Here is a 22,320-nt window from a genome sequence, read left to right as displayed (position 1 = left end):
CCCATGACGGACCGCCGGGCGGCGGGGCCGCACACGGCGGCGACGGGACGGATGCCCCACTGCTGGGGAAAGAGCGATGAGGAGAGGCACGATGGGCGCGACGGACACCGCTGCGGCGGAGCGCGATCGCCGACGCAGACTCGCGGCGCTGCGCAAGCGCATGGCCGAGAGCGGCAGCGCGGCAGGAGGAGGCACGGAGCCCGAACCCCTGGCCTTCGCGCCCGGAGCGAAGACCCCGGCGAGCCCCGCGCAGCAACGGCTGTGGCTCCAGCACGCTGCCGACGCCACCGGTGCCGCACTCAACGTGGGCACCGCCCTCACCCTGCGCGGGCCCGTCGACGTCCCCGCCCTCACCGCCGCCGCCCGCACGGTCGCCGACCACCACGAGATCCTGCGGACCCGCTACGCCCTGACCGACACGGGCGAACTGCTGGCCGTCCCCGACCTGACGGCCGACACCTTGCCGGTGACCGTCACCGACGCCCGGGGCAGCGACCTGGACGCGCTGATCACCGCCGAACTGCGCGTCCCCTTCGACCTGGAGGCCGCGCACCCGGTACGTCTGACCCTCTACGCCGAAGGCCCCGAGCAGCACACCCTGTTGCTGACCGCCCACCACATCGCCTGGGACGACTCCTGCTGGGCGATCTTCTTCAACGACCTCGCCGCCGCCTACCAGGGACACGCCCTCGCCCCGACGGTCCGCTACGCGGAGGCCGCCCACGCCATGGAACGCGAGCGCTCGGCGGCGCTGCCCGCCCTGCGCCGGCACTGGGCCGAGGCCCTGGCGGGTGCGGACCCGGCCACCGGGGTCGGCAGCGCCGCGGCCCAGGACCACACCGGCGCCTGCGGCTTCCACGAAGCAGCCCTGGACGCGTCCCTGTCCGGGACGGTCGAGGAACTCGCCAGACGGTTCTCCACCACCCCCTTCGTCGTCCTCCTCGCCGCCTTCGCCGCGGGGCTGCGCCGCCACACGGGCAACGACCGGGCCGTGATCGGGACCCCCGTGACACAGCGGGACAGCGAGCTGTGCGCCCGCTCCCTCGGCTACTTCGGCAACGTCGTGCTGCTGCCCCTCGACGTTCCCGCCGGCCACGGCCTGGGCAGGCTCGCGGAGCGCACCGGACACACCGTCGCCGACGCCCTCCAGCACCAGGACCTGCCCTACGGCGAAGCGGTCCGGCTGCTGGGAGCCGCCGGACGGCCCCGGCCGATCGAAGTCAGCTTCGGCATCGAGGACGCCGGAGTCCATCTGGCGCTGCCCGGCGTGACGGTCGAGGCCCGCGCGGCGCGCGGCGGAATCGGCCAGGTCCCCCTGTCGGTGATGGCCCGCCGCACCCCGGACGGCCGCTGGGTGCTGCGCTTCGAGTACCTCGAAGACGCCTTCCCCGACGGCCGGATCGGCTCCCTCGCACAGACCTCCCTGCGGGTACTGCGAGCGGCCCTGCGGGACCCCGGAACCTCCTTCGCCGAACTCCCGCTGGTCACCGAGGAGGAACGCGAACTGCTCCTGGGTCGGGGAACCTCCCCGGCGTTCATCGGGCCCTGGCGCTCCGCGACGGACCGGATCGAAGCGCAGGCCGCCACCCGACCGACCGCGGTCGCGCTGCGCACGGCCGGGTCCACGCTGACCTACCGCGAGCTGAACGACCGCGCGACCGCCGTGGGCCGTTGGATCGCCGCCCGGGGCATCGGCCCCGAGGACCTGGTCGCCTGCGCACTGGGACGCACCGTGGACAGCGCCGTCGTCGCGCTCGGGGTCCTGAAGTCCGGTGCGGCGCTGCTGCCCCTCGACGTGGCACACCCGGCCGACCGCCTGGCCCGCCTGCTGGCCGAGGCGGCCCCCCGCCACCTGTTCACCAGCACCGACACCGACGACCGGGTACCCGCAGGCGCCGTCCCGCGGACCGTCGTCGACTCCCCCGCCTGGCACACCGAGCTGGAACCGCTCTCGGGTCCGGGCGAGCTGACCGATCGCGATCGGGTGCGCCCACTGCGTCCACAGAACCTGGCGTACGTCATCTACACCTCGGGTTCGACCGGCGCGCCCAAGGGAGTGGGCACCACCCACGCCGCCCTCGGCGACCACCTGGAGTGGTTGACCGGCCATTTCCGCGACACCCACGACGAAGGCGAGAGGGTCCGCTGGCTCCAGCTGGCCTCGCCCGCCTTCGACGTCTCCCTCGGTGAGCTGTTGGGCCCGCTGTGCGTGGGCGGCGAAGTGCTGGTGCCCCGGGCGGGCGCCGAGGCCGACCTGGACCTGCTCTTCGCCGAGGTGGCCGCCCTGCGGGCGACCGTCGTCCACGCCGTGCCGTCCTTCTTGAACTACCTGGCCGCGGCGGCGCCGAAGAGGCCGCTGACCTCGCTGCGCTGGCTGCCGGTGGGCGGCGAGGCGCTGCCCGGCGAGCTGGCCGACCGGGTACGCGCCCGGTTCGGCAACGGCGGCAGGCTCACCCTGGGCAACTACTACGGCCCCACGGAGACCACCCAGTCCGTCACCGGCTACCGCGTCGAGGGTCCGCAGGGGCATCGCACGGTCCCCATCGGGCGGCCCAAGTGGGGAAACACCGCGCTGCTCCTGGACCCCGCACTCGGCCTCACCCCGCCGGGCGAGACGGGAGAGCTCTACCTCGAAGGCAGTTCGCTGGCCCGCGGCTACCTGGGCCGCCCGGCGCTCACCGCCGAGCGCTTCGTGCCCAGCCCGCTCACCCCCGGCCGTCGGCTCTACCGCACCGGGGACCTGGCGCGCTTCGGCGCGGACGGTGAACTGGAGTTCGCCGGCCGGGCGGACGACCAGGTCAAGATCCGTGGCTTCCGAGTGGAACCGGGCGAGATCGAGGTGGCGCTGCGCGCCCAGGAGGGCGTGGAGCAGGCCGTCGTCGTGGCCCGCGAACAGGCGGAGACCGGAACCGGGCTGGTGGCCTACCTCACCCCGGAGGGAGAGCAGGACATCGACCTGCCGGCACTGCGGGCCCGACTGGCCGCCGCGCTCCCCGCCCACATGGTGCCCGGATCCTTCGTCGTCCTGGAGGCGCTGCCGCTGACCCCGGCCGGCAAGACCGACCGCCGCGCGCTGCCCGAGGCGCCGCCCGAGGAGACCGCCGCCTTCCGTCCTCTCCACGACGTCCTGGAGCAGGAGATCGCCGCGCTCTTCGCCGAGCTCCTCGCACCGGCCGCCGAGCCGACGGGGGACGGTGCGCCGACGGTCGGCGGACGCCGGGTCGGTGCCGACACCTCCTTCTTCGAACTGGGCGGCCACTCGCTGCTGCTCACCCGTCTGCTGTCGCTGATTCGCCGTGGGTACGGCACCGTCCTCTCGGTACGGGACGCCTTCACCCGCTCCACCCCCGCGGGGCTCGCGCGGCTGATCCGCGACGGCGCCGCGGACGATCGGGACTCCGGCCCCGCCCTGCCGCTGACCGCCCGGAACCGCCCGGAGACCGTCCCGCTGTCCTTCGCCCAGCAGCGCATCTGGTTCGTGGACCGGATCGAGGCGGACAGCACCACCTACAACGTGCCCATCGCCCTGGACCTCGCCGGCCCGCTCGACACCGACGCGCTGCGCGGCGCCCTCGGTGATCTGCTGCTCCGGCACGAGAGCCTGCGCACCGTCTTCCCCGACCACGAGGGTGTCGGCCGTCAGGAGATCCTCAACGACCACCGAATCGAACTGCCGGTGACCCCGACGGGTCCCGAGGACCTGGAGTCAGCCCTCGCCGGGGCCGCCGCGCACCCCTTCGACCTCGCCCACGAACGGCCGCTGCGCGCAGCACTGTTCCGCGTGTCCGGGCAGCACCACGTGCTCTCCCTCTTGCTCCACCACATCGTGTGCGACGAGGTGTCGGCACGCCTGCTCGTCGACGACCTCACCCGCGCGTACGCGGCCCGGCTGGGCGGCGGCGGCCGGGACGGCGCCCCGGTGCTGCCCCCACTGCCCGTCCAGTACGCCGACTACGCCCTGTGGCAGCGGGAGCGGCTGGACGCCGCGGACGGTCCGGCCGACCGCCTGGCGGAGTTCTGGCGCGGCTACCTGGCCGATCTGCCGCAGGACACCGCCGTGACGCCGGACCGTCCCCGCCCGGCCCGACCCGACCCGACCGGCGGCGTCGTCACCTTCTCCTTCGACGCCGACGTCCGCCAGGGCGTCGAACGGCTCGCCGAGGCAACCGGCGCGACACCGTTCATCGTGCTCCAGGCGGCCGTCGCCACCCTGCTGTGCAAGCTCGGCGCCGGCGACGACGTGCCGCTCGGCACCCCCGTCGCCAACCGGCCCGACGAGGCGGTGACCGAGGCCGTCGGACTCTTCGTCAACCTGTTGGTGGTACGGAACGACCTCACCGGGGACCCGACCCTGGAGGAGATCGTGCGCCGCGCCAGGGCGCGCGCCGTGGACGCCTACCACCACGCCGAGCTGCCCTTCGAGCGGATGGTCGAAGCCGCCGGGGCCGAGCGTTCGCTGAGCGTCAACCCGCTCTTCCAGGTACTGGTCCAGCTGCGGGACGAGGAGGACCTCACCCGGGCGACCGGCCGGCTGCACTGGCACTCCCTGCCGCAGCACACCGCCACCGCCAAGTACGACCTCTCCGTCAACTTCGAGCCCAGCGGGGGGTCCGGCGGCTGGATCGGAGAGCTGATCTACCGACGCGACCTCTACGAAGAGGCCACCGTGCGGCAGTTGGTCGACCGGCTGGGCCTGGTGTTGCGCACCATGGGCAGGGAGCCCGGACGTCGGCTGCACGCCCTGGAACTGATCACCGAAGCCGAGCGGCGGCTGATCCTGGACGAGTGGAGCCGCGGGCCCGAGGCCGCCCCCGAATCCGCCGAGACCCTGCCCGAACTCGTCGAGCGGTCCAGGGCCGCACTCGAACTGCCCGGCGCCGCCGAGCGGACCGCCGTGGAGTGCGCGGGCCGCACCCTCGACTACGCCGAACTCCACCGGCGCAGCGACCGGCTCGCCCGGCTGCTGCTGGCGCGCGGCGCGGGACCGGACCGCTTCGTCGCCATCGCCGTACCCCGCTCCGTCGACATGGTGGTCGCGCTGCTCGCGGTCGTGAAGACCGGAGCCGCGTACCTGCCGCTGGACCTGCGGCTCCCGGCCGAACGGCTGGCGTACATGATCGGCGACGCCGCCCCCGTCGTCGTGCTCACCCGCTCCGACGCCGTGGCCGACCTGCCCGACACCTCCGCGGCGCCGTTGCTGGCGCTGGACGGTGCCGAGGCGAGGGCCGAACTCGCCGGGCAGTCCGACGAACGGCTGCCCGCGGAGGTGGCCCACCGCGCCCGGGGCCAGAACATCTCCTACTTCCTCTACACCTCCGGGTCCACCGGCGTGCCCAAGGGCGTGATCGGCACCCAGCGGGCCTACGCCGCCCGGCTGGCCTGGCAGCCCCTGCGCTACCCCGTGGCGGAGCCCGACGTCCGGCTCTGCCAGGGCTGGCTGAGCTTCCACGACGGCGGCTGCGAGATCCTCGCCGGCCTGATCGCCGGGGCCCGTCTGATCGTCGCCGACGAGGCCGAGGCCCGCGACGTGGGCAGCCTGACCGGTCTGCTCGAGAACAACCCGATCGGGCAGGTCACCGCGGTTCCCACCGCCATCAACGCGCTGATCGGCGTCTCCCCGCAGGCGTGCCGCTCGGTGCCCCGCTGGATCAGCAGCGGCGAGCCCATGACGGCGAGCCTGCTGCGCCGGCTGCGGGAGGTCGCACCGGACGCGGAGATCGTCAACAACTACGGTGCCACCGAGCTGAGCGGCGGCGTCGTCCGGGGGCCGATGCACCGTCACGGGCTGCACCTGGGCACCCCCGTGGACGGCGCCCGGGTGCTGGTCCTGGACCGCCACCTCAACCTCTGCCCGCCCGGGGTGCCCGGCGAGGTGTACGCCGCGGGCCCCCAGTTGGCCCGCGGCTACTGGAAGCGTCCCGGCCTGTCCGCCGCCCGCTTCCTGCCCGACCCCTACGGCGACGTCCCCGGCACCCTGCTGTACCGCACCGGGGACCGGGCCCGCTGGAGCCGGGACGGCCGGCTGCTCTTCGACGGCCGCACCGACCACCAGGTGAAGCTGCGCGGCATCAGGCTGGAACTCGGCGAGATCGAGGCCGTTCTCCGCCTGGCGCCCGAGGTGGCGCTGGCCGCCGCCCGCACCCACCGGGAGAACGACTCCACCCTGCTGGCCGGGTACGTCACCCTGGCCGACCAGAGCGTCGACCGGGACGCGGCGCTCGCCTCCGTCCGCGCGCAGCTGGCCCGGGAACTGCCCGTCTACCTGCATCCTTCGGTGCTCACCGTGCTGGACGTCATGCCGCTGACCGGTTCCGGCAAGCTGAATCGGCCCGCCCTGCCCCTGCCGGACCCGCGTACCTCCGGCACCCGGCAGCCCCCGCGCGGCGCCACCGAGGAGGCCGTCGCCGCGCTCTTCGCGGATGTGCTCGGCACGGCGGACATCGGGCGGGAGGACGGCTTCTTCGCCCTCGGCGGGGACAGCATCATCTCCGTCCAACTCGCCAGCCGGGCCCGTGCCAAGGGACTGCGGGTCACCGCGCAGATGGTGTTCGAGAACCCCACCGTCGCCGAACTCGCCGAGGCGTGCGAGCGCGCCGAGGCCGACGACGCCCGCGGCCGTGCAACCGCCCCGGGCACGCCGGCTCCGGACACCGAGGTCTCCGGCCTCGACAAGGACACCCTTCAGGCGCTGCTCGGCAGCTGGAAGCGAGCCTGACATGCCCGCCGCGACACCCCCCACCCAAGCAACCCCGCCCCCGGCGGGACCGTACGGAAGCTGGAGCACCGAGCCGATGGAGTCGCTGTCCCTTCAGGACGCCGAACGGCGCTTCGGCGCCGGGAGACCCGAGACACGGGGGCTGATCTGCGTCGTCGGCGCCGGCCCCAAGGCGCTGGCCACCGCGGCCAAGAGCCAGGTGCTCCGAGAACTGGGCGTGGACGCGCCTCGCGTGCTGGTCGTCGAACCCTATGACGTCGGGGCCAACTGGACGGCCGTCGGCGGGCGCACCAACGGCCGCCCCCGACTGTCCACCAGCCCGGAGAAGGACCTCGGCTTCCCCTACGCCTCCCGGGGGCACGGCGCCGAGATCGACGCCGCGGTCAACACGCGGATGCAGGAGTTCTCCTGGACGGCGTTCCTGGTCTCCACCGGCCGCTACGCGGCCTGGGTCGACGCCGGACGCCCCAGCCCGCGCCACGCGGACTGGGCCGCCTATCTGCGGTGGGCCGCCGAGAACGTCGACTTCCCCCTGGTCAACGGCTGGGTGCGGGGGTTGGAGACCTCCGGCGGTCAGTGGGAGGTCACGGTCGAAGGCAGCACCGGAGGGTCCGCCGTCCTCTGCGCCGACCGGGTCATGATCAGCGGGCCGGGTCCGCACGACGGCCGGCTGGCGAGCGACGCGGTCTGCAGCATCGAGGAGTTCTGGCGGCTCGGCCTGGACACCACGCTGGTCGACCCCAGCGTCGCCGTGGTCGGCGGAGGAGAGACCGCCGCCGCCGTCGTCGAGGACCTGATCCGCCAGCACTCCGGCCGGACCACCGTGATCAGCCCCTACCCCGTGGTCTACAGCCGGGGCGAGGGCTTCTTCGAGAACGCCCTCTACTCCAGCCCCGAACGCTGGCGCGAACTGCCGGAGCACGACCGCCGCGAGGTCATCGCCCGTACCGACCGGGGGGTGTACTCGCCCCGCGCCATCGAAGCCATCGCGACCGAGGCGGCGGTACTGCACCAGCAGGGCACCGTCACCGCCGTGCGCCGGGCGGGAAGCCAGGTGGAACTGACGCTGCACAACCCGGGCCGCGCCGAACACACCTGCCGCTTCGACGTGGTCATCGACGCCACCGGAGCCCGCCCCGACTGGTTCCTGGACCTGCTGGGCAACCGGGCCCGCACCGCCGTCGCAGCGATCGTCGGCGACGCCCCCGAGACCGCCGAAGCCCTGGAGCGACACATCCGCACGGACCTCTCCGTCGACGGCCTGCTGCCCAAACTGCTGCTTCCCACCCTCGCCGCCTACGCACAGGGCCCCGGGTTCGCCAACCTCAGCTCCCTGGGGCTGCTGTCCGATCGCGTCCTGGCGGAGAACCGGGACTCCCCCGCGCCCGCCACCCGGCCGCGGGTCTCCCTGCCGGAGGGCGGCACGCCGGCATGACACACACCGAGCAGGGTGCCCCGCCCCGGGGCACCCGGAAGGAAGACGCCCCGCGGCCGGCCCGCCAGGACATCGCCGTCGTCGGCCTCGCCTGCCGGGTGCCCGGCGCCGACACCCCCGACGAGCTGTGGCGCCTGCTGGCCGAGGGCCGCCGCCCCGACGGCCGCGCGCCCGAAGGCCGCTTCGCGGCCGCAGAGGCGCCGGCCGAGGTGCGCACCCGGATCGAACAGGGCTCCTACCACCCGGACGCCGGGCGCTTCGACGCCCGTCTCTTCCGCATGTCCGACCGGGAAGCCGCCGCCGTCGACCCCCACCAGCGGTGGACGCTGGAGCTGGCCTGGACCGCACTGGAGGACGCCGGCCAGGATCCCTCGGCACCGCGCGAGCGCGACCTCGGCGTCTTCGTCGGATCCATGGGCGCCGACTGGGCGATGGAACACGCCGCCGGCCGTCGCGGCGCCATCGGACCGGGCACCCTGGCCGCCACCGCCCCCTCCATGATCGCCGCCCGGGTCTCCCACGCCTTCGGGCTGCACGGCCCCAGCCTCGTCGTCGACACCGGGCAGTCCTCCGCGCTGGTCGCCGTCCACCACGCCGCGCAGGCCATCCGGGCGGGCGACTGCGCCGGAGCGCTGGTGGCCGCCGTCAACCTCAACCTCTCCACCGAGAACGCCACCGCCACCGCCTCGTTCGGCGGCCAGTCGCCCTCCGGCCGCGCCACGCTCTTCGAGGACGACGCCGACGGCTACGTACGCGGCGAGGGCGGCGCCGCCGTCCTGCTGCGCCCCCTCGCCGACGCGCTGCGCGACGGGGACCGCGTCCACGCCGTGCTCCGGGGCAGCGCCGTCACCCACGACGGCTCCGGCACCCTGCTGGTGCCGGCCCCCGAGGCGCACGCCCGGACCATCCGGCGGGCCTGCGCCGCCGCGGAGGTCGCCCCCGCGGCCATCGGCTTCGTCGAACTCCACGGCACCGGCACCCCGGTCGGCGACCGCGCCGAGGCCGACGCCCTCCGCCGGGTCTTCGCCCGCCCCGGTGACACCGGACCCGCCGTCGGCTCGATCAAGACCACCGTCGGCCACCTGGAGGGCGCGGCCGGACTCCTCGGCCTGGTCAAGGCGGTACTGGTGGTCGCCCGCGGGACGGTGCCGGGCACGGCCGGGCACCGGGGCGGCGAACTGGCCCGCCGCCTCGCCGACGACGGCATCACCGTGCCGGCCTCCCCCGTGCCGTTGCCGCCGGGAGCCCTCGCCGGCGTCAGCTCCCTGGGCATGGGCGGCACCAACTGTCATGTGGTGCTCGCCCCGCCGCCGGCGCCCGCGGACCCCTCCTCCGGGCACCCGGGCGGCGGAGCGCGGACGCCCGTCCCCGAGGCCGTCCCCGTGACGCTGTCCGCGGCCTCCCCCGAGTCGCTGCACGCCACCGCCGCCGCGCTGCGCGACTGGGCCGAGGCACAGGGCGAGTTGCTGGCCCGGCCCGGAGCCCTCGCCTCCGTGGCCCGCACCCTCACCGCCCGGCGCGCCCGGCTGTCCCGGCGGGCCTCCTTCACCGCCCGCTCGGCCGCCGAACTCACCGCCCGCCTGGACCGGATCGCGCAAGGCGTCCCGGGGCGCGCCGTGCACCCGGGCGCCGGGGCGCGCACCCGTACCGCCTTCCTCTTCCCCGGGCAGGGCGCCCAGCGGCCCGGCATGGGCGGCCGGCTTCTCGACCTGCCCGGCTACTCCGCGCGGTTCGACGCCGTGGCGGCACACGCCGACCCGCTGCTCGACATACCGCTGCGCGAGCTGGCCCGGGTCCGCGACGCAGCGGGGGAAGACCATCCGCTGCACGGCACCCGCTACACCCAGATCGCCCTGTTCGCCCACGGGGTGGCGCTCAGCGGCCTGGCCGAGGACCTCGGCGTCCGCGCCGACGTCCTCGGCGGACACTCCGTCGGAGAGCTCACCGCGGCCCACGTCGCGGGCGTCCTCGACCTGGGCGACGCCGTACGGCTGGTGGTGGCGCGCGGTGCCGCCATGGCCGCGGTCGAACCCGTCGGCGCGATGGTCTCGGTACGGGCCGAGGAGAGCCGGGTGCGGGAGACGCTCGCCGCCCTGCGCTCCGAGGTGGAGATCGCCGCTCTCAACGGCCCCGCCTCCACCGTCATCTCCGGAGACCGCGCCGCCGTGCTCGCCTGCGCCGAGGCCCTTCGTGCCCGTGGACACCGCACCCGGCAGCTTCCGGTCCGCCACGCCTTCCACTCCCGGCACATGGACCCGGTACTGGCGGAGTTCCGTGCCGCAGCCGCCGCGATCGCCTACCGCAGACCGGCCCGACCGGTGCTGTCCAACCTGAGCGGGCGGTTCGCCGAGGGCGGGGACCTGACCACCGCCGACTACTGGGTGCGGCACGTGCGCCACACCGTCCGCTTCGGCGACGGCCTCGCCGCACTGCGGGCCGACGGCGTCCGACTCTGCCTGGAACTCGGTCCCACCCGCACGCTCACCCCTTTGGTCAGGGCAGCCGGGGAAGACGGCCCCGAGGTGAGCGCCGCCTCCTTCGGACACGAGGAGGACTCCGAGTACGTCGCCTTCCTGGACGCACTGACGCTCGCCCGCTCCCACGGCCACGAGGTGCGGTGGCACGAGTTGCCGGGTCTGGACGGCCCCGGGTGGACCCCGCTGCCCACCTACCGCTTCACCGGACGCGACCACGGGTTTGGCGGGCAGGCCGCAGCCGCCTCCCGCCCGTCCGACCCGGCGGCCGGAGCCCCGGGGCCGGCGGCGCAGGCGCTGCGGGACCCGCTGGCCCTGGTGCGTGCGGCGATCGCCGAAGTACTGGACGTCGCCGACGTCCACGCCCGGTCGGCCGACACTCCTCTCGCCGACCTGGGAGCGACCTCGGTCGACGGCTTGGAGCTGCGCGCCGAACTGGCCTCGCGCACCGGCCTGGACCTCGCCGCGTCGCTGGTATACGACCACCCCACCCCCCGCGCGCTGGCCGAACACATCGCCGCCCGCCTCGGGCGGCGCCACGACGGACCGCCGCGTCCCCCGGCCCCCGCGGGACCGGTGCGGCACTCCACCGACTCCGATCCGGAGCCCGATCCCGTGGTCATCACGGCGGCGGCCTGCCGCTTTCCCGGCGCGGTGTCCTCCCCCGAGGACCTGTGGCAGCTGGCGTCCTTCGGGCCGCACGCCGTCGGGGGCTTCCCCGACGACCGGGGGCAGCACTGGTCCGACGAGCGGATACGGGTTCGATCCGGCGGATTCCTGGCCGACGTGGCGGGCTTCGACGCCCCCTTCTTCGGCATCTCACCGCGCGAGGCCCGCGCCATGGACCCGCAGCAGCGCATCATGCTCGAACTGTGCTGGGAGTCGCTGGAGCGCGCCGGGATCGACCCCCGCTCCTTGCGCGGCACCGAGACGGCGGTGTTCCTCGGCGCGATGGCGGGCGACTACGCACAGGCCGCCCGCGAGGCCGGCGACGAGCTCGGCGGACACGAACTGACCGGCACCTCCAACGCCGTCCTCTCCGGGCGCATCGCCTACCACCTGGGCCTGACGGGACCGGCGATGACCGTCGACACCGCCTGCTCCTCCTCCCTGGTCGCCCTGCACCTCGCGGTTGGCTCGCTGGTCCAGGGCGAGTGCCGAATCGCCCTGGCCGGCGGGATCACCGTGATGTCCACCCCCAGGATGTACCGGGACTTCCAGCGGCTCGGCGGACTCTCCGCGGACGGTCGCTGCCGCCCCTTCTCCGCCGACGCCGACGGCACGGTGTGGAGCGAGGGAGCCGGCGTGGTGGTGGTGACCCGCCGCTCCGAGGCGCGTCGCCGGGGCCTGCCGGTGCTGGCCGTCGTCGCGGGCAGCGCCGTCAACCAGGACGGGGCCAGCAACGGCCTGACGGCACCGAGCGGCACCGCGCAGCGCCGGGTCATCGAGCGGGCGTTGGCCGACGCCGGCCTGCGCCCCTCGGACATCGACGCCGTGGAGGCGCACGGAACGGGAACCGTGCTGGGCGACGCCGTGGAGGCGCAGGCGCTGATCGACGGCTACGGCACCGACCGGGCAGCCGCGGGCGGCGACCCGGCGGCCGGCCCGGGCCCCCTGCGCATCGGCTCCCTGAAGGCGCTGACCGGGCACACCCAGGCCGCCGCGGGAATCGGCGGGGTCATCACGGTCGTCGAGGCACTGCGCCACGCCGAACTGCCGCCGACCCTGCGCGGCACCGAGCCGACGCCCAAGGTGGACTGGCCGTCCGACGCCGTGCGCATGCTCACCGAGCCGGTCCCGTGGCCGCGGGGGAGCCGCGTCCGCCGGGCCGCCGTCTCCTCCTTCGGCATGAGCGGCACCAACGCCCACCTCATCCTCGAAGACCCGAACCCGGTCCCGGGTCCGGAACTCCCACCGGGAACCCGCTCGCCCCGGACCTCCCTGCCGTTCGTCGTCTCCGCCGCCTGCCCGGAAGCGCTCGACACCCAACTGGGCCGGCTGGGCGCGGCGTTGGCCGGGCCCGGACCGGGGCTGCCGGAGGCAGCCCGTACCCTGGCCACCCGCCGGGCCGCGTTCCCGCACCGGGCCGCCGTCGTCGCGCACGACCGCGCCGGGCTGCTCGCCGGCCTGGAGGCGGCACGGACCGGGACGCCGCGGGAGGGAGTGGCGCGCGGCACCGCGCACGCCGAGTACGCCGTGGCCTTCGTCTACCCCGGCCAGGGCTCCCAGTGGCCCGGGATGGGCCGGCGGTTGCTGCGGGAGGCTCCGGCCTTCGCCCGCGAGGTGGACCGCTGCGCGGACGCCTTCGCTCCCCATGTGGGCTTCTCCGTCCCGCGTCTGCTCGCCGGGGAGGAACCGGCCGCTGTCGCGGACTCCCTGGAGGGCGTCCAGGTGGCGCTGTTCACGATGATGGCCGGGCTCACCGCCCTGTGGCGGAGCGGCGGAGTGGAACCGGACCTGGTGCTCGGCCACTCCCAGGGGGAGGTGGCGGCGGCCTACGCGGCCGGGGCCCTGACCCTTCAGGACGCCGCCGCCGTGGTCGCCACCCGGGCGCGGCTGCTCTCCTCCCTGGCGGGTACCGGCGCCATGACCGTGCTCGGCCTGGACGAGGACGAGACCAGGCGGCTGCTGGCCGGGCGCCGTGACGGCTCGGTGGAGGTCGCCGTCTGCAACGGCCCGGGCAGCACCGTGGTCTCCGGGCCGCCGGAGGCCGTCGAGGAGCTGGCCGACCACTGCCGGCGCGCCGGGATCCGCACCGTCGCGGTCGCCGTCGACTACGCCTCGCACTCCGCGATGGTGGAGCCGGTGGCCCGAGCGCTGACCGACCGGCTCGCCGGGATCGTGCCGCGCCCGGCCCGCGTCCCCTTCTTCTCCACCACCCGGGCCGACTGGCTCACCGGCGCCGAAGTGGACGCGGGGTACTGGTACGAGAACCTGCGCGGCACGGTCCGCTTCGCGGACGCGGTGGCCGCCGTCAGCAACACCCGCCCCACCGCGTTCGTCGAGGTCAGCCCGCACGAGGTGCTCACCGCGCCGATCACCGCGGTGCTGGACGCTCTGAGGGAGCGGCCCGCGCCCGTCGTCGGCAGCCTCCGCCGCGAGCAGGGCGGCTACCGCGACTTCCTCGCCCGACTCGGTCACGCCTGGACCCAGGGCGTCCCGGTCCGCTGGGACGACGCGTTGCCCGGCGGGCCCGGGTCACGTTCCCGGGACGGCACGGCGGAGGCCGCCGACCTGCCGCCCACCCCCTTCCGTCACCGGCGGTACTGGATCCGGACGGACGCCCCGGCTCCCGCCCGGCCGGTCCTGCCGGCCCCGCCGCCTGCCGAGGGGGCCGCCCCCGGCCGGGCATCGGCCCCGGCGGACGCCGAGGCGGCCGTGCTGGCACGGGTCACCGAGGTGCTCCAGCTCCCGCCCGGCCGGGCGGCCGAGGCGGGCGACCGTCCCTTCCGGGAACTGGGGCTGGACTCGCTGACCACGATCGACCTGCGTCGCCGCGTCCGGGAGTCGCTCGGTGTGCTGGTGCCGATCGACGTCTTCCAGACCCATCACACCCCGCAGCGGCTCGCCCGCTGGGTGCGGGACCAGCTGACCACCACCGAGGAGGAGCGGCGCGATGCCTGAGACAGCACCAGGATGGACCGAACTGACCGCGGCCGACGCCGCGTTCACCGAGGAGCGGCTGCCCGGCCTGCTCGACCGGCTGGCCGAGTACCCGTTGGCCGAGCTCGAATCGTCCACCAGCCCGGTACTGCCGCTGTTCCGTGCGGCGGGCGGCCCCGGGCTGCTGATCCCCGCCCGCCACGGCGGCCTGGGCCTGGACTGCGGTGAGGCGCTGCGGGTGCAGTCCGCGCTCGCGACCCGCTCCCCCTCGCTCGGCGTGGGCACGATGATGCACCACCTGGCGGTGGTCTCCTTCGTGGAGTACCTGCGCGTCCACGTGGGTGACGACGCACCGCAGTGGTCGCTGCTGGCCGCCGTCGCCCGCGACCGCCGGCTGCTCGCCTCGGCTTCCTCCGAGGCCCGCCGCGGCGACGACGCCCTCGTGCCGCGGACCACCGCCACCGCCGTCGCAGGAGGGGAGGAGTTCCTGCTCAGCGGCGCCAAGAAGCCTTGCAGCCTGGCCCGTTCCATGGACCTCCTCACCACCAGTGTCCGCGTGTGCTCCGAGGACGAGCGGGACGGCACGGTCGCCCTGGCGGTCATCCCCGCCGGCCTGGACGGGATCCGGGTGCGGCCGTTCTGGAACAGTCCGGTGCTGGCCGCGGCCGAGAGCGAGGAGATCGTCCTCGACGAGGTGCGGGTGCCCGCCGTGATGCTGTTGCCCGGAGGGCACCCCGAGCGCGGCATGGACGAGCTCCAGACCCGGGCCTGGATCTGGTTCGAGATCCTCGCCTGCGGCACCTATCTGGGCACCGCCCAGGCCCTGTTCGACCGGGCCGCACACGCCCCGCGCGCCGATCGCCGGGCACTGGGGGAGGCAGCCGCCGACCTGTACGCCGGGCGGGCCGCCTGCGCGGCCGCCGCCGCGACCTTCGACGCCGGCGCCTCCGCCGAGAAGGCCATGGCCGCCGCACTGCTGGCCCGGCTGCACGTGGAGGAGCGCCTGCCCGAGCTGTGCTCCCGGCTCGCCCGGCTGCTCGGCGGACTCGCCTTCGTCACCGGCCCGGACCCCGCCTATCTGCTGTCCGCCGCCCGGGCCCTGGCCTTCCACCCGCCCGGTCGGGTGCCCGCCGCCGACTCCGTCGGACGGCACCTGGCCGGCGAGCCGCTCGACCTTTCCATCTTCTGAGGAGCACGACTGTGTCACGTCATCGTTCGGAGGCGGAGTGAGCATGGGGATGCCGATAGCCCACCTGGTGCTGCGGATCCGGGGCGAGCTGCCCGCCGGGCGCTGGGCGACCGCCCCCGGCGGGGACGTCCGCCCCGCCGCGCACACCGCCACCACCGACCTCTCCGGGAAGGAGCCCGCAGCCGCCCTGTCCGCCTTCCGGGAGGTGCAGCGGGAGCAGTGGCACGACGCGCTGTCCCGCCCGGACGGCGACTGGACGCTGCGCATCGCACGGATGCCCGCCCACCCCGCGGAGCCCCGGGAGACGCACCTGGTCTCACTGGCCGCACCCCGGTCGGCGGTCACCGCCCACCTGCCGTACGCGGCGGCCGCCGCCCTGTGCGCCGGACTCCGGGACGGCTCGCCCGCCCCGACGCCGGACGCGGTCCAGGACGCTCGCACCGGCGCCGACGCCGGTTCCACGCCGCGCCCGAGGTTCGCCGAACGGCGCCGCGTCCACGCCGCGGTACCCGATCGGGTCCCGCAGGAGCGCTTGCGCTCCTGGCTCTCCGCCCTGCTGCCGGCGGCCTCGCCGGGAAGCGTCCGCGACGCCTCCGAGGGCCCCGCCGACGCGCCCTGGCACACCGCGCACGCGCCCGACCCCGAGGGCGGGTCCCTGCTGTTGGTGGACCGGGCCTGGGTACTGGACCTGCCCGAGGACGCCGCGGGTCCGGGCCGGACGGTCACCGTCGAGGAGCACAGCGAGGACCCCCGGCACGCCTACCCGCTCGCCGTCGAGGTGCGCATCGGGGACGACGGCGGCCGTACCGTCGTCGTCGACCACGACGTCACCGCCGTTCCCCGGGCCGACGCCGACCGGCTGGCCGCGCGCATCGGCCGGGGCGAGGACCTGCCCGCGCCGGACGCCACCGCGCTGCCCGTCCGCATCGCCCGCCGCATCACCGACGCGCCCGACGCCCCCGCCGTCGTCCGGGGCGGCAGCCGCCTGGACTACCGGACGCTCGGGGAGCGCTCCGCCGCGCTGGCCGGGCTGCTGCGGCACCACGGCCACGGGCGGGGCAGCGTCATCGGAGTCGCGCTGCCCCGCTCGGTGGAGGCCGTCGTCGCGATCGTCGCGGTCCTCCGCATCGGCGCCGCCTACCTGCCGTTGGACCCCGCCTACCCGCGCGGGCGCCTCAGCCACATGGCCCGGGACTCCGGAGTGCGGACGGTGCTCGGCGACCGCTCCACCCTCGCCGCCTACCCGGAGCTCACCACCATCGCGGTGGACGCACCGGACCCCGCCACGGGCGGGAGCACGGCCGGAGCCGGCGAGCACTGGGCGCGGACCGGCCCCGACGACGCCCTGTACGTGCTCTACACCTCCGGATCGACCGGCACCCCCAAGGCCGTGGTGCACACCGTCGGCGCCATCGGCAACCTGGTGGACTGGCACGGCCGCACCGCCACCGCCGAGACGGACGGCCGGGTCCTCCAGTTCGCCAGCCTCAACTTCGACGTCGCCAGCCAGGAGATCCTCACCGCGCTGGCCGCCGGAAAGTGCCTGGTGCTGCCGGAGGACGAGGAGCGCACCGACCCCGAGGCGCTGGTGCGGCTGCTGGCCCGACAGCGCGTCACCGAGTACTTCTGCCCCCAGGTGATGCTCCAGGAGGTGTGCCGCGCCGCACGGGAGACCGGCACCGCGCTGCCCGACCTGCGGCACGTCTACCAGTCCGGTGAGCCGCTGGTGATGAACGACTGGATCGCCCGCTTCCTGGACGCCAACCCACAAGTCACCCTGCACAACCACTACGGCCCCACCGAGACCCACGTCATCACCGGTTTCCCGCTGCCCCGGGGCGGGCGCGGCCACGCGCGCGGCCCGGTGCGCCTGGGCCCGCTCCTCGACACCTGTTCCGCCCAGGTGCTCGACGAGGAGCTGCGGCCGGTGGCGGTGGGCGGGGTCGGTGAGCTCTACGCCTCCGCCCGGCAGCTCTCCCGCGGCTACCTGGGCCGTGCGGCGATGACCGCCGAACGCTTCGTCGCCGACCCCTTCGGGCCACCCGGTTCCCGTATGTACCGCACCGGGGACCTGGTGCGGCTGCTGCCGGACGGACAACTCTCCTACGTCGCCCGGGCCGACTTCCAGACCAAGATCCGCGGCCACCGGGTGGAGCCGGACGAGGTGACCGCCCGGTTGCTGGACGCGCCGGAGGTGGCCAACGCCGCGACTGCGGCCCGCACCACCGCCGGCGGTGCCAAGGTGCTGGTGTCCTACGTGGTTCCGGCCGCCGGCTCCGCCCCGGACCTGGCCGACCGGCTGCGCGACCGGCTGGCCGCCGCACTCCCGCCGTACCTGGTGCCGTCCGCCGTGGTGCTGCTGGACGCGCTGCCGCTGACCCCCAGCGGCAAGGTGGACAAGGCCGCGCTGCCCGCACCCGAGACCGTCGGCCGGCCGGCGGCGCTCGCCGACGCGGGCGGGACCGTCGCGGAGATCGCCCGCATCTGGGCCGAGGCCATCGGGACCGGTGAACCCGGCCCGGACGACGACTTCTTCCAGGCGGGCGGCAGTTCGCTGGCCGCGATCGCGGTCGTCGCCGCCGTGCGCGGACGCTTCGGGGTCCGCATCGACGTCCGGGACATCACGGCCCAACCGCGACTGCGGAACTTCGCCGCCCTGGTGGAGGACCGCGCCCGGGGAATCCGGGAGGACGACGGCGAGCTCACCCTCGTCGCACGCCCCGACCTGCGCTTCGAACCCTTCGACCTGCTCGACCAGCAGCAGGCCTACCTCATCGGCCGGGGCAGCGACATCGAGGGCGGTGGCGTCGCCTGCCACCTCTACCTGGAGTACGAGGGACGCGAGGCGACCGGCCCGGGCGACCCCGACGGGCTGAGCATCCGGGACGCGGAACAGGCCCTGCGCCGGGTCATCGAGGCCCACGACATGCTGCGCACCGTCTTCGACGAGAACACCATGACCCAGCGGGTGCTGCCCAGCGCCGACGTGCCGCCCTACCGCTGCGAGACGGTGGACGCCGTCGCCGACCCCGCGGCAGCCGCTCAGGTGCGCCACCGGCTCTCCCACGAGACCCGTCCGCCCGGCGTCTTCCCGCTGTTCAGCGTGGTCTTCGTACGGCTGCCGGGCGGACGGCTGCGGATGTGCGTGAGCATCGACGCGCTGCTGGCCGACGCGCGCGGGGTCCAGGTGCTCTTCGACTCCTGGGCCGCCGCGCTGCGCGGTGAGGCCGCCGCCCACCCCTCGACGCCCTCCTTCCGTGACTACGTCGCCGCCGTCGCCCGGGTCCGCGAGACCCCCGAGTACCGGAGGGCCGCCGCCTACTGGACCGAACGGCTCGACTCCCTCCCCGAGGGCCCCCGGCTGCCGCGCCGAAGCGGCCCGGACGTGGCCGCAGACGCCCCCGTCTTCGTCAACCGCCGCCATGTCGTCGAGGCGGAGAGGTGGTCCCGGGTGTCCCGGGCCGCCTCCGCACGCGGGCTCACCCCCACCGCAGTGGTGCTGGCCGCCTACGCCTGGGCACTCGCGCAGTGGGCCGACGAGCCGCGCTTCGTCCTCAACGTGCCGCAGATGAGCAGGCACCCCGTCCACCCCCGGATGGACGACGTCCTGGGCGAGTTCGCCTCCTTCACCCTGCTGGAGGTCGACACCGCGGGCGTCTCCTCCTTCGAGGAACTCGCCGCCCGGATCCGCGACCGGCTGGTGAGCGACCTGGACCACCGGCATTTCAGCGGCATGGACGTCACCCGCGAGCTGATCCGCCGCCGGGGCGGTGTCACCGGCGCGCTCGCCCCGGTCGTGATGACCAGCGAGCTCGGCGTCGGCGACGGCGTGGACCGGATCCTCGACGGCCGGCTCCACGAGACCTTCGCGCTCAGCCAGACCCCGCAGGTCTGGATGGACCTGCTGCTGCGGGAGCGCGAGGGGGCCCTGGTGCTCAACTGGGACGTGGTCGAGGAGCTGTTCCCGGTGCCCGTGGTGGACGGTGTCTTCCGGCTGCTCACCGGGCAGTTGGAAGCCCTGGCCCGGGACGACGCCGCCTGGTCGGCGCGTCCGCTCCCGGCCCTCACCGCGGAGCACGCCGGGGAGCGCGACCGGGGGCCGCACCGCGAGCCCGCCGGCAGCTGGCCGCACACCGCGATCGCCGAGCTGGCCGCCGCCGACCCCGGCGCACCCGCCCTCGTCGACGGCGAGGTCACCGTCACCCGGGGCGGACTCGCCGCCGCCCGCCGGGCGGTGGCCGAGGCCGTCGGGGCGGCACGCGGCGCTCCCGCCTCCCCGTCCGAGCCGGTCGCGGTGCTGCTGGAACGCGGCTGGCGACAGTACGCGGCCTGCCTCGGCGTGCTGGAGGCCGGCCACCCCTACCTGCCCCTCGCCGACGACCTGCCGCCCGACCGCATCGCCGCCGTCCTGCGCCGGGCCGGCGTCCGGCTGGTCGTCACCGACGCCTCGACCGCCCGGGCCGCCGCGCTCGCCGCCCCGGAAGGCGTGCGGACCGTGGACGTCTCCGCGGTGCGGCCGGACGCCGCGCCGCCGCCCGGGCCCCCTCCGGCCGACGGGCGCGGGCCGGAGGACCTGGCCTACGTGCTCTTCACCTCGGGGTCCACCGGCGAGCCCAAGGGAGTGCCGATCACCCTCGGCGGGCTGGCCAACTGCGTGGAGCACACCGTCGACTCCTTCGGGCTGACCGCCACCGACACCTCGCTGGCTCTCGCCTCGCTCCACCACGACCTGTCGCTGTTCGACCTGTTCGTGGTCCTGGGCGCCGGAGGCACGGCCGTACTGGCCGGGCGGGGCTGCGCCACCGACCCGCAGGAGTGGGCCCGGACGGTCGCCCGCCACCGGGTGACGGCGCTGTGCGCGGCACCCGCCGTGGTGGAGATGCTGCTCGACGGGGCCGGAACCGGTGAGGCCCTGGGGTCCCTGCGACTGGTCCTCACCGGCGGCGACTGGGTGCCCCGGCCGGTGCTGCGCCGTCTGCGCCGGGCCGCCCCCGAGGTGCTGCCGGTGAGCATAGGCGGCCCCACCGAAACCACCGGCTGGAACATCTGGCACCCCGTCCCCGACCCGGACGCCGACACCGGCGAGTGGGCCACCGTCCCGTACGGCCGCCCCATCTCCCGCACCCGCTACCGGGTCGTCGACGACGATCTGACGGACCGCCCGGAATGGGCGACGGGCGAACTGCTGGTCTCCGGAATCGGGGTGACGCCCGGATACCTGGCCGACCCCCGGGACGCCCGCCGCCGTCACCACACGGACCCCGCCACTGGCGAGACCTACTTCCGCACCGGCGACCTGGGCCGGTGGCGCGACGGCGTCATCGAGTTCATCGGCCGCAGGGACGACCAGGTCCAGATCCGCGGTCACCGGGTCGAGCCCGGGGAACTCGCCTCCTTCCTCAACGGCTGCCCCGGGGTGCGTCGGTCCGCCGTGCTGACCCTGCCACCGGGCGAGCGGCACGCCGTGCGGGGACTGGCGGCCTTCGTGGTGGTCGACGGCGACGCCGACCCGCACGAAGCGGCCGAAGCCGTCCGGACCGCGACCCGGCGGGGACTGCCCCCGTACCTGCGCCCGCAGCGGGTCGTCGTCGTGGACACGCTGCCCACCACCCGCAACGGGAAGGTGGACCGCGAGGCGCTGGCCCGCCGGTACGAGGAGGAGCAGGGCCGGGCCGGTTCCGCCGCTCCGCAGGGAGCCCCGGCAGAACCGGAGGACGCCCTGGTGTGGCTGGTCCGTGACGTCTGGTCGCGCCATCTGGACGGCGTGCCGGTCGGCCCCGGGGACAACTTCTTCGCGCTGGGCGGTGATTCCCTGACCGTCTCCCGCGTGGTGGTGGACCTCCGGGAAGTGCTGACCGGTGCGCGCGTCCGCCCCGGCGGCGTCTTCGCCACCCGCAGCGCAGAGGAGTTCGCCGCCCATCTGCGCCGGACGGAAGAAGATCCCAGCCGGCTGGTGGAGATCGCCGGGCTGTACCGGGAGGTCTCCGCGATGACCGCCGACGACCTGGACGCCTATCTGGAGGAGGAGGGGTCCCGTGCCGGCGACTGACTCGGCGCCCGAAGCGCGCGGGGCCCGGCCGCGCGCCCTGATCACCGGGGCCAGCTCGGGTCTCGGAGCGGCCTTCGCCGACCGGCTGGCACGGGACGGACACGACCTGGTGCTGGTCGCCCGCGATGCCGGGCGGCTGGCGGAGGTCGCCCGGCGGGCCGAGGAGCGCCACGGAGCGAACTGCACCGTGCTCCTCGCCGACCTCACGGACGCCGCCGACCGGCGGAAGGTGGCGGAGCGCATCGAGGAGGGGGTGGAATTCCTGGTCAACGGCGCGGGCTTCGGCCTCTCCGGAAGCTTCTGGGAGTTGGACCGGAAGGTCCTGGAGGACCAGCTCGCCGTCAATGTGACGGCACCTCAGGAGTTCACCCACGCCGCCGTGCGGACCATGCTCAAGGGCAACGGCGGCACCGTGGTGAACCTGTCCTCCATCACCGGCCTGATTCCGGGCAGGGGATCCACCTACGCCGCCTCCAAGGCGTGGACCCGGTACTTCTCCCAGGGGCTGAGCGAGGCCCTGCGGGGGACCGGGACACAGGTGATGGTGCTGTGCCCGGGCTTCGTGCGCACCGAGTTCCACGCCCGTGCCGGAATAGACGTCCACCAGGTCTCCGAGGGCTGGTGGATGGAGCCGGGCGACGTCGTCGACCGGTGTCTCAGGGACGCGGCGCGCGGTCGGACCTTCTCGCTGCCGGGACCGCGCAACAAGGTCTTCATCGCGGTGGTGTCCCGGCTGCCCAGACCACTCGCCCAACGCGTCAACCGGATGCTCGGCAACGCCGGTGCCCGGGCCTGACCGCACAACCGAAACCACCGACAACCCGACAACCGACAACCGACAACCGACAACCACGG

The 22,320-nt window shown here is 75.2% G+C and carries 6 protein-coding genes; all 6 read left to right on the top strand.

The annotated features are described in order from the left end of the window. Window positions 1–91: 91 nt before the first annotated feature. The 6 genes from ACSMX9_RS27490 to ACSMX9_RS27465 all read left to right on the top strand — a co-directional run bounded on the left by ACSMX9_RS27490 (window position 92) and on the right by ACSMX9_RS27465 (window position 22,261). A complete protein-coding gene (locus tag ACSMX9_RS27490) occupies window positions 92–6,715 on the top strand; it encodes an amino acid adenylation domain-containing protein (protein WP_445397967.1) in 6,624 nt (2,207 codons plus the stop codon). 76 nt (window positions 6,716–6,791) lie between these two features. Continuing rightward, window positions 6,792–8,150 carry a SidA/IucD/PvdA family monooxygenase gene (locus ACSMX9_RS27485; protein WP_445397965.1) on the top strand — a complete coding sequence of 453 codons (1,359 nt, stop codon included), beginning with the start codon at window positions 6,792–6,794 and terminating at the stop codon, window positions 8,148–8,150. Next, complete coding sequence (locus tag ACSMX9_RS27480) at window positions 8,147–14,248, top strand: type I polyketide synthase (protein ID WP_445397963.1); 6,102 nt, start codon at window positions 8,147–8,149, stop codon at window positions 14,246–14,248. Before ACSMX9_RS27485 ends, ACSMX9_RS27480 begins: the two co-directional genes overlap by 4 nt. Next, window positions 14,241–15,416, top strand: a complete 1,176-nt coding sequence (locus ACSMX9_RS27475; protein WP_445397961.1) for an acyl-CoA dehydrogenase family protein — start codon at window positions 14,241–14,243, stop codon at window positions 15,414–15,416. The genes ACSMX9_RS27480 and ACSMX9_RS27475 overlap by 8 nt, the downstream gene beginning before the upstream one ends. Before the next feature lie 43 nt (window positions 15,417–15,459). After that, window positions 15,460–21,465 carry an amino acid adenylation domain-containing protein gene (locus tag ACSMX9_RS27470; protein WP_445397959.1) on the top strand — a complete coding sequence of 2,002 codons (6,006 nt, stop codon included), beginning with the start codon at window positions 15,460–15,462 and terminating at the stop codon, window positions 21,463–21,465. Then, window positions 21,452–22,261: an SDR family NAD(P)-dependent oxidoreductase gene (locus tag ACSMX9_RS27465; protein ID WP_445397957.1), complete on the top strand. Its 810-nt coding sequence runs from the start codon at window positions 21,452–21,454 to the stop codon at window positions 22,259–22,261. The genes ACSMX9_RS27470 and ACSMX9_RS27465 overlap by 14 nt, the downstream gene beginning before the upstream one ends. The last annotated feature ends 59 nt before the right edge of the window (window positions 22,262–22,320 follow it).

This window comes from Streptomyces sp. LE64 (assembly GCF_052606915.1).
The sequence above is the reverse complement of the archived record's forward strand: the minus strand, read 5'-3'. Positions and strand labels throughout refer to the sequence as shown.

Coding starts and splice junctions, on each gene's coding strand:
- ACSMX9_RS27490 (WP_445397967.1), top strand. CDS start 92: ATGGGCGCGACGGACACCGCTGCGGCGGAGCGCGATCGCCGACGCAGA.
- ACSMX9_RS27485 (WP_445397965.1), top strand. CDS start 6,792: ATGGAGTCGCTGTCCCTTCAGGACGCCGAACGGCGCTTCGGCGCCGGG.
- ACSMX9_RS27480 (WP_445397963.1), top strand. CDS start 8,147: ATGACACACACCGAGCAGGGTGCCCCGCCCCGGGGCACCCGGAAGGAA.
- ACSMX9_RS27475 (WP_445397961.1), top strand. CDS start 14,241: ATGCCTGAGACAGCACCAGGATGGACCGAACTGACCGCGGCCGACGCC.
- ACSMX9_RS27470 (WP_445397959.1), top strand. CDS start 15,460: ATGGGGATGCCGATAGCCCACCTGGTGCTGCGGATCCGGGGCGAGCTG.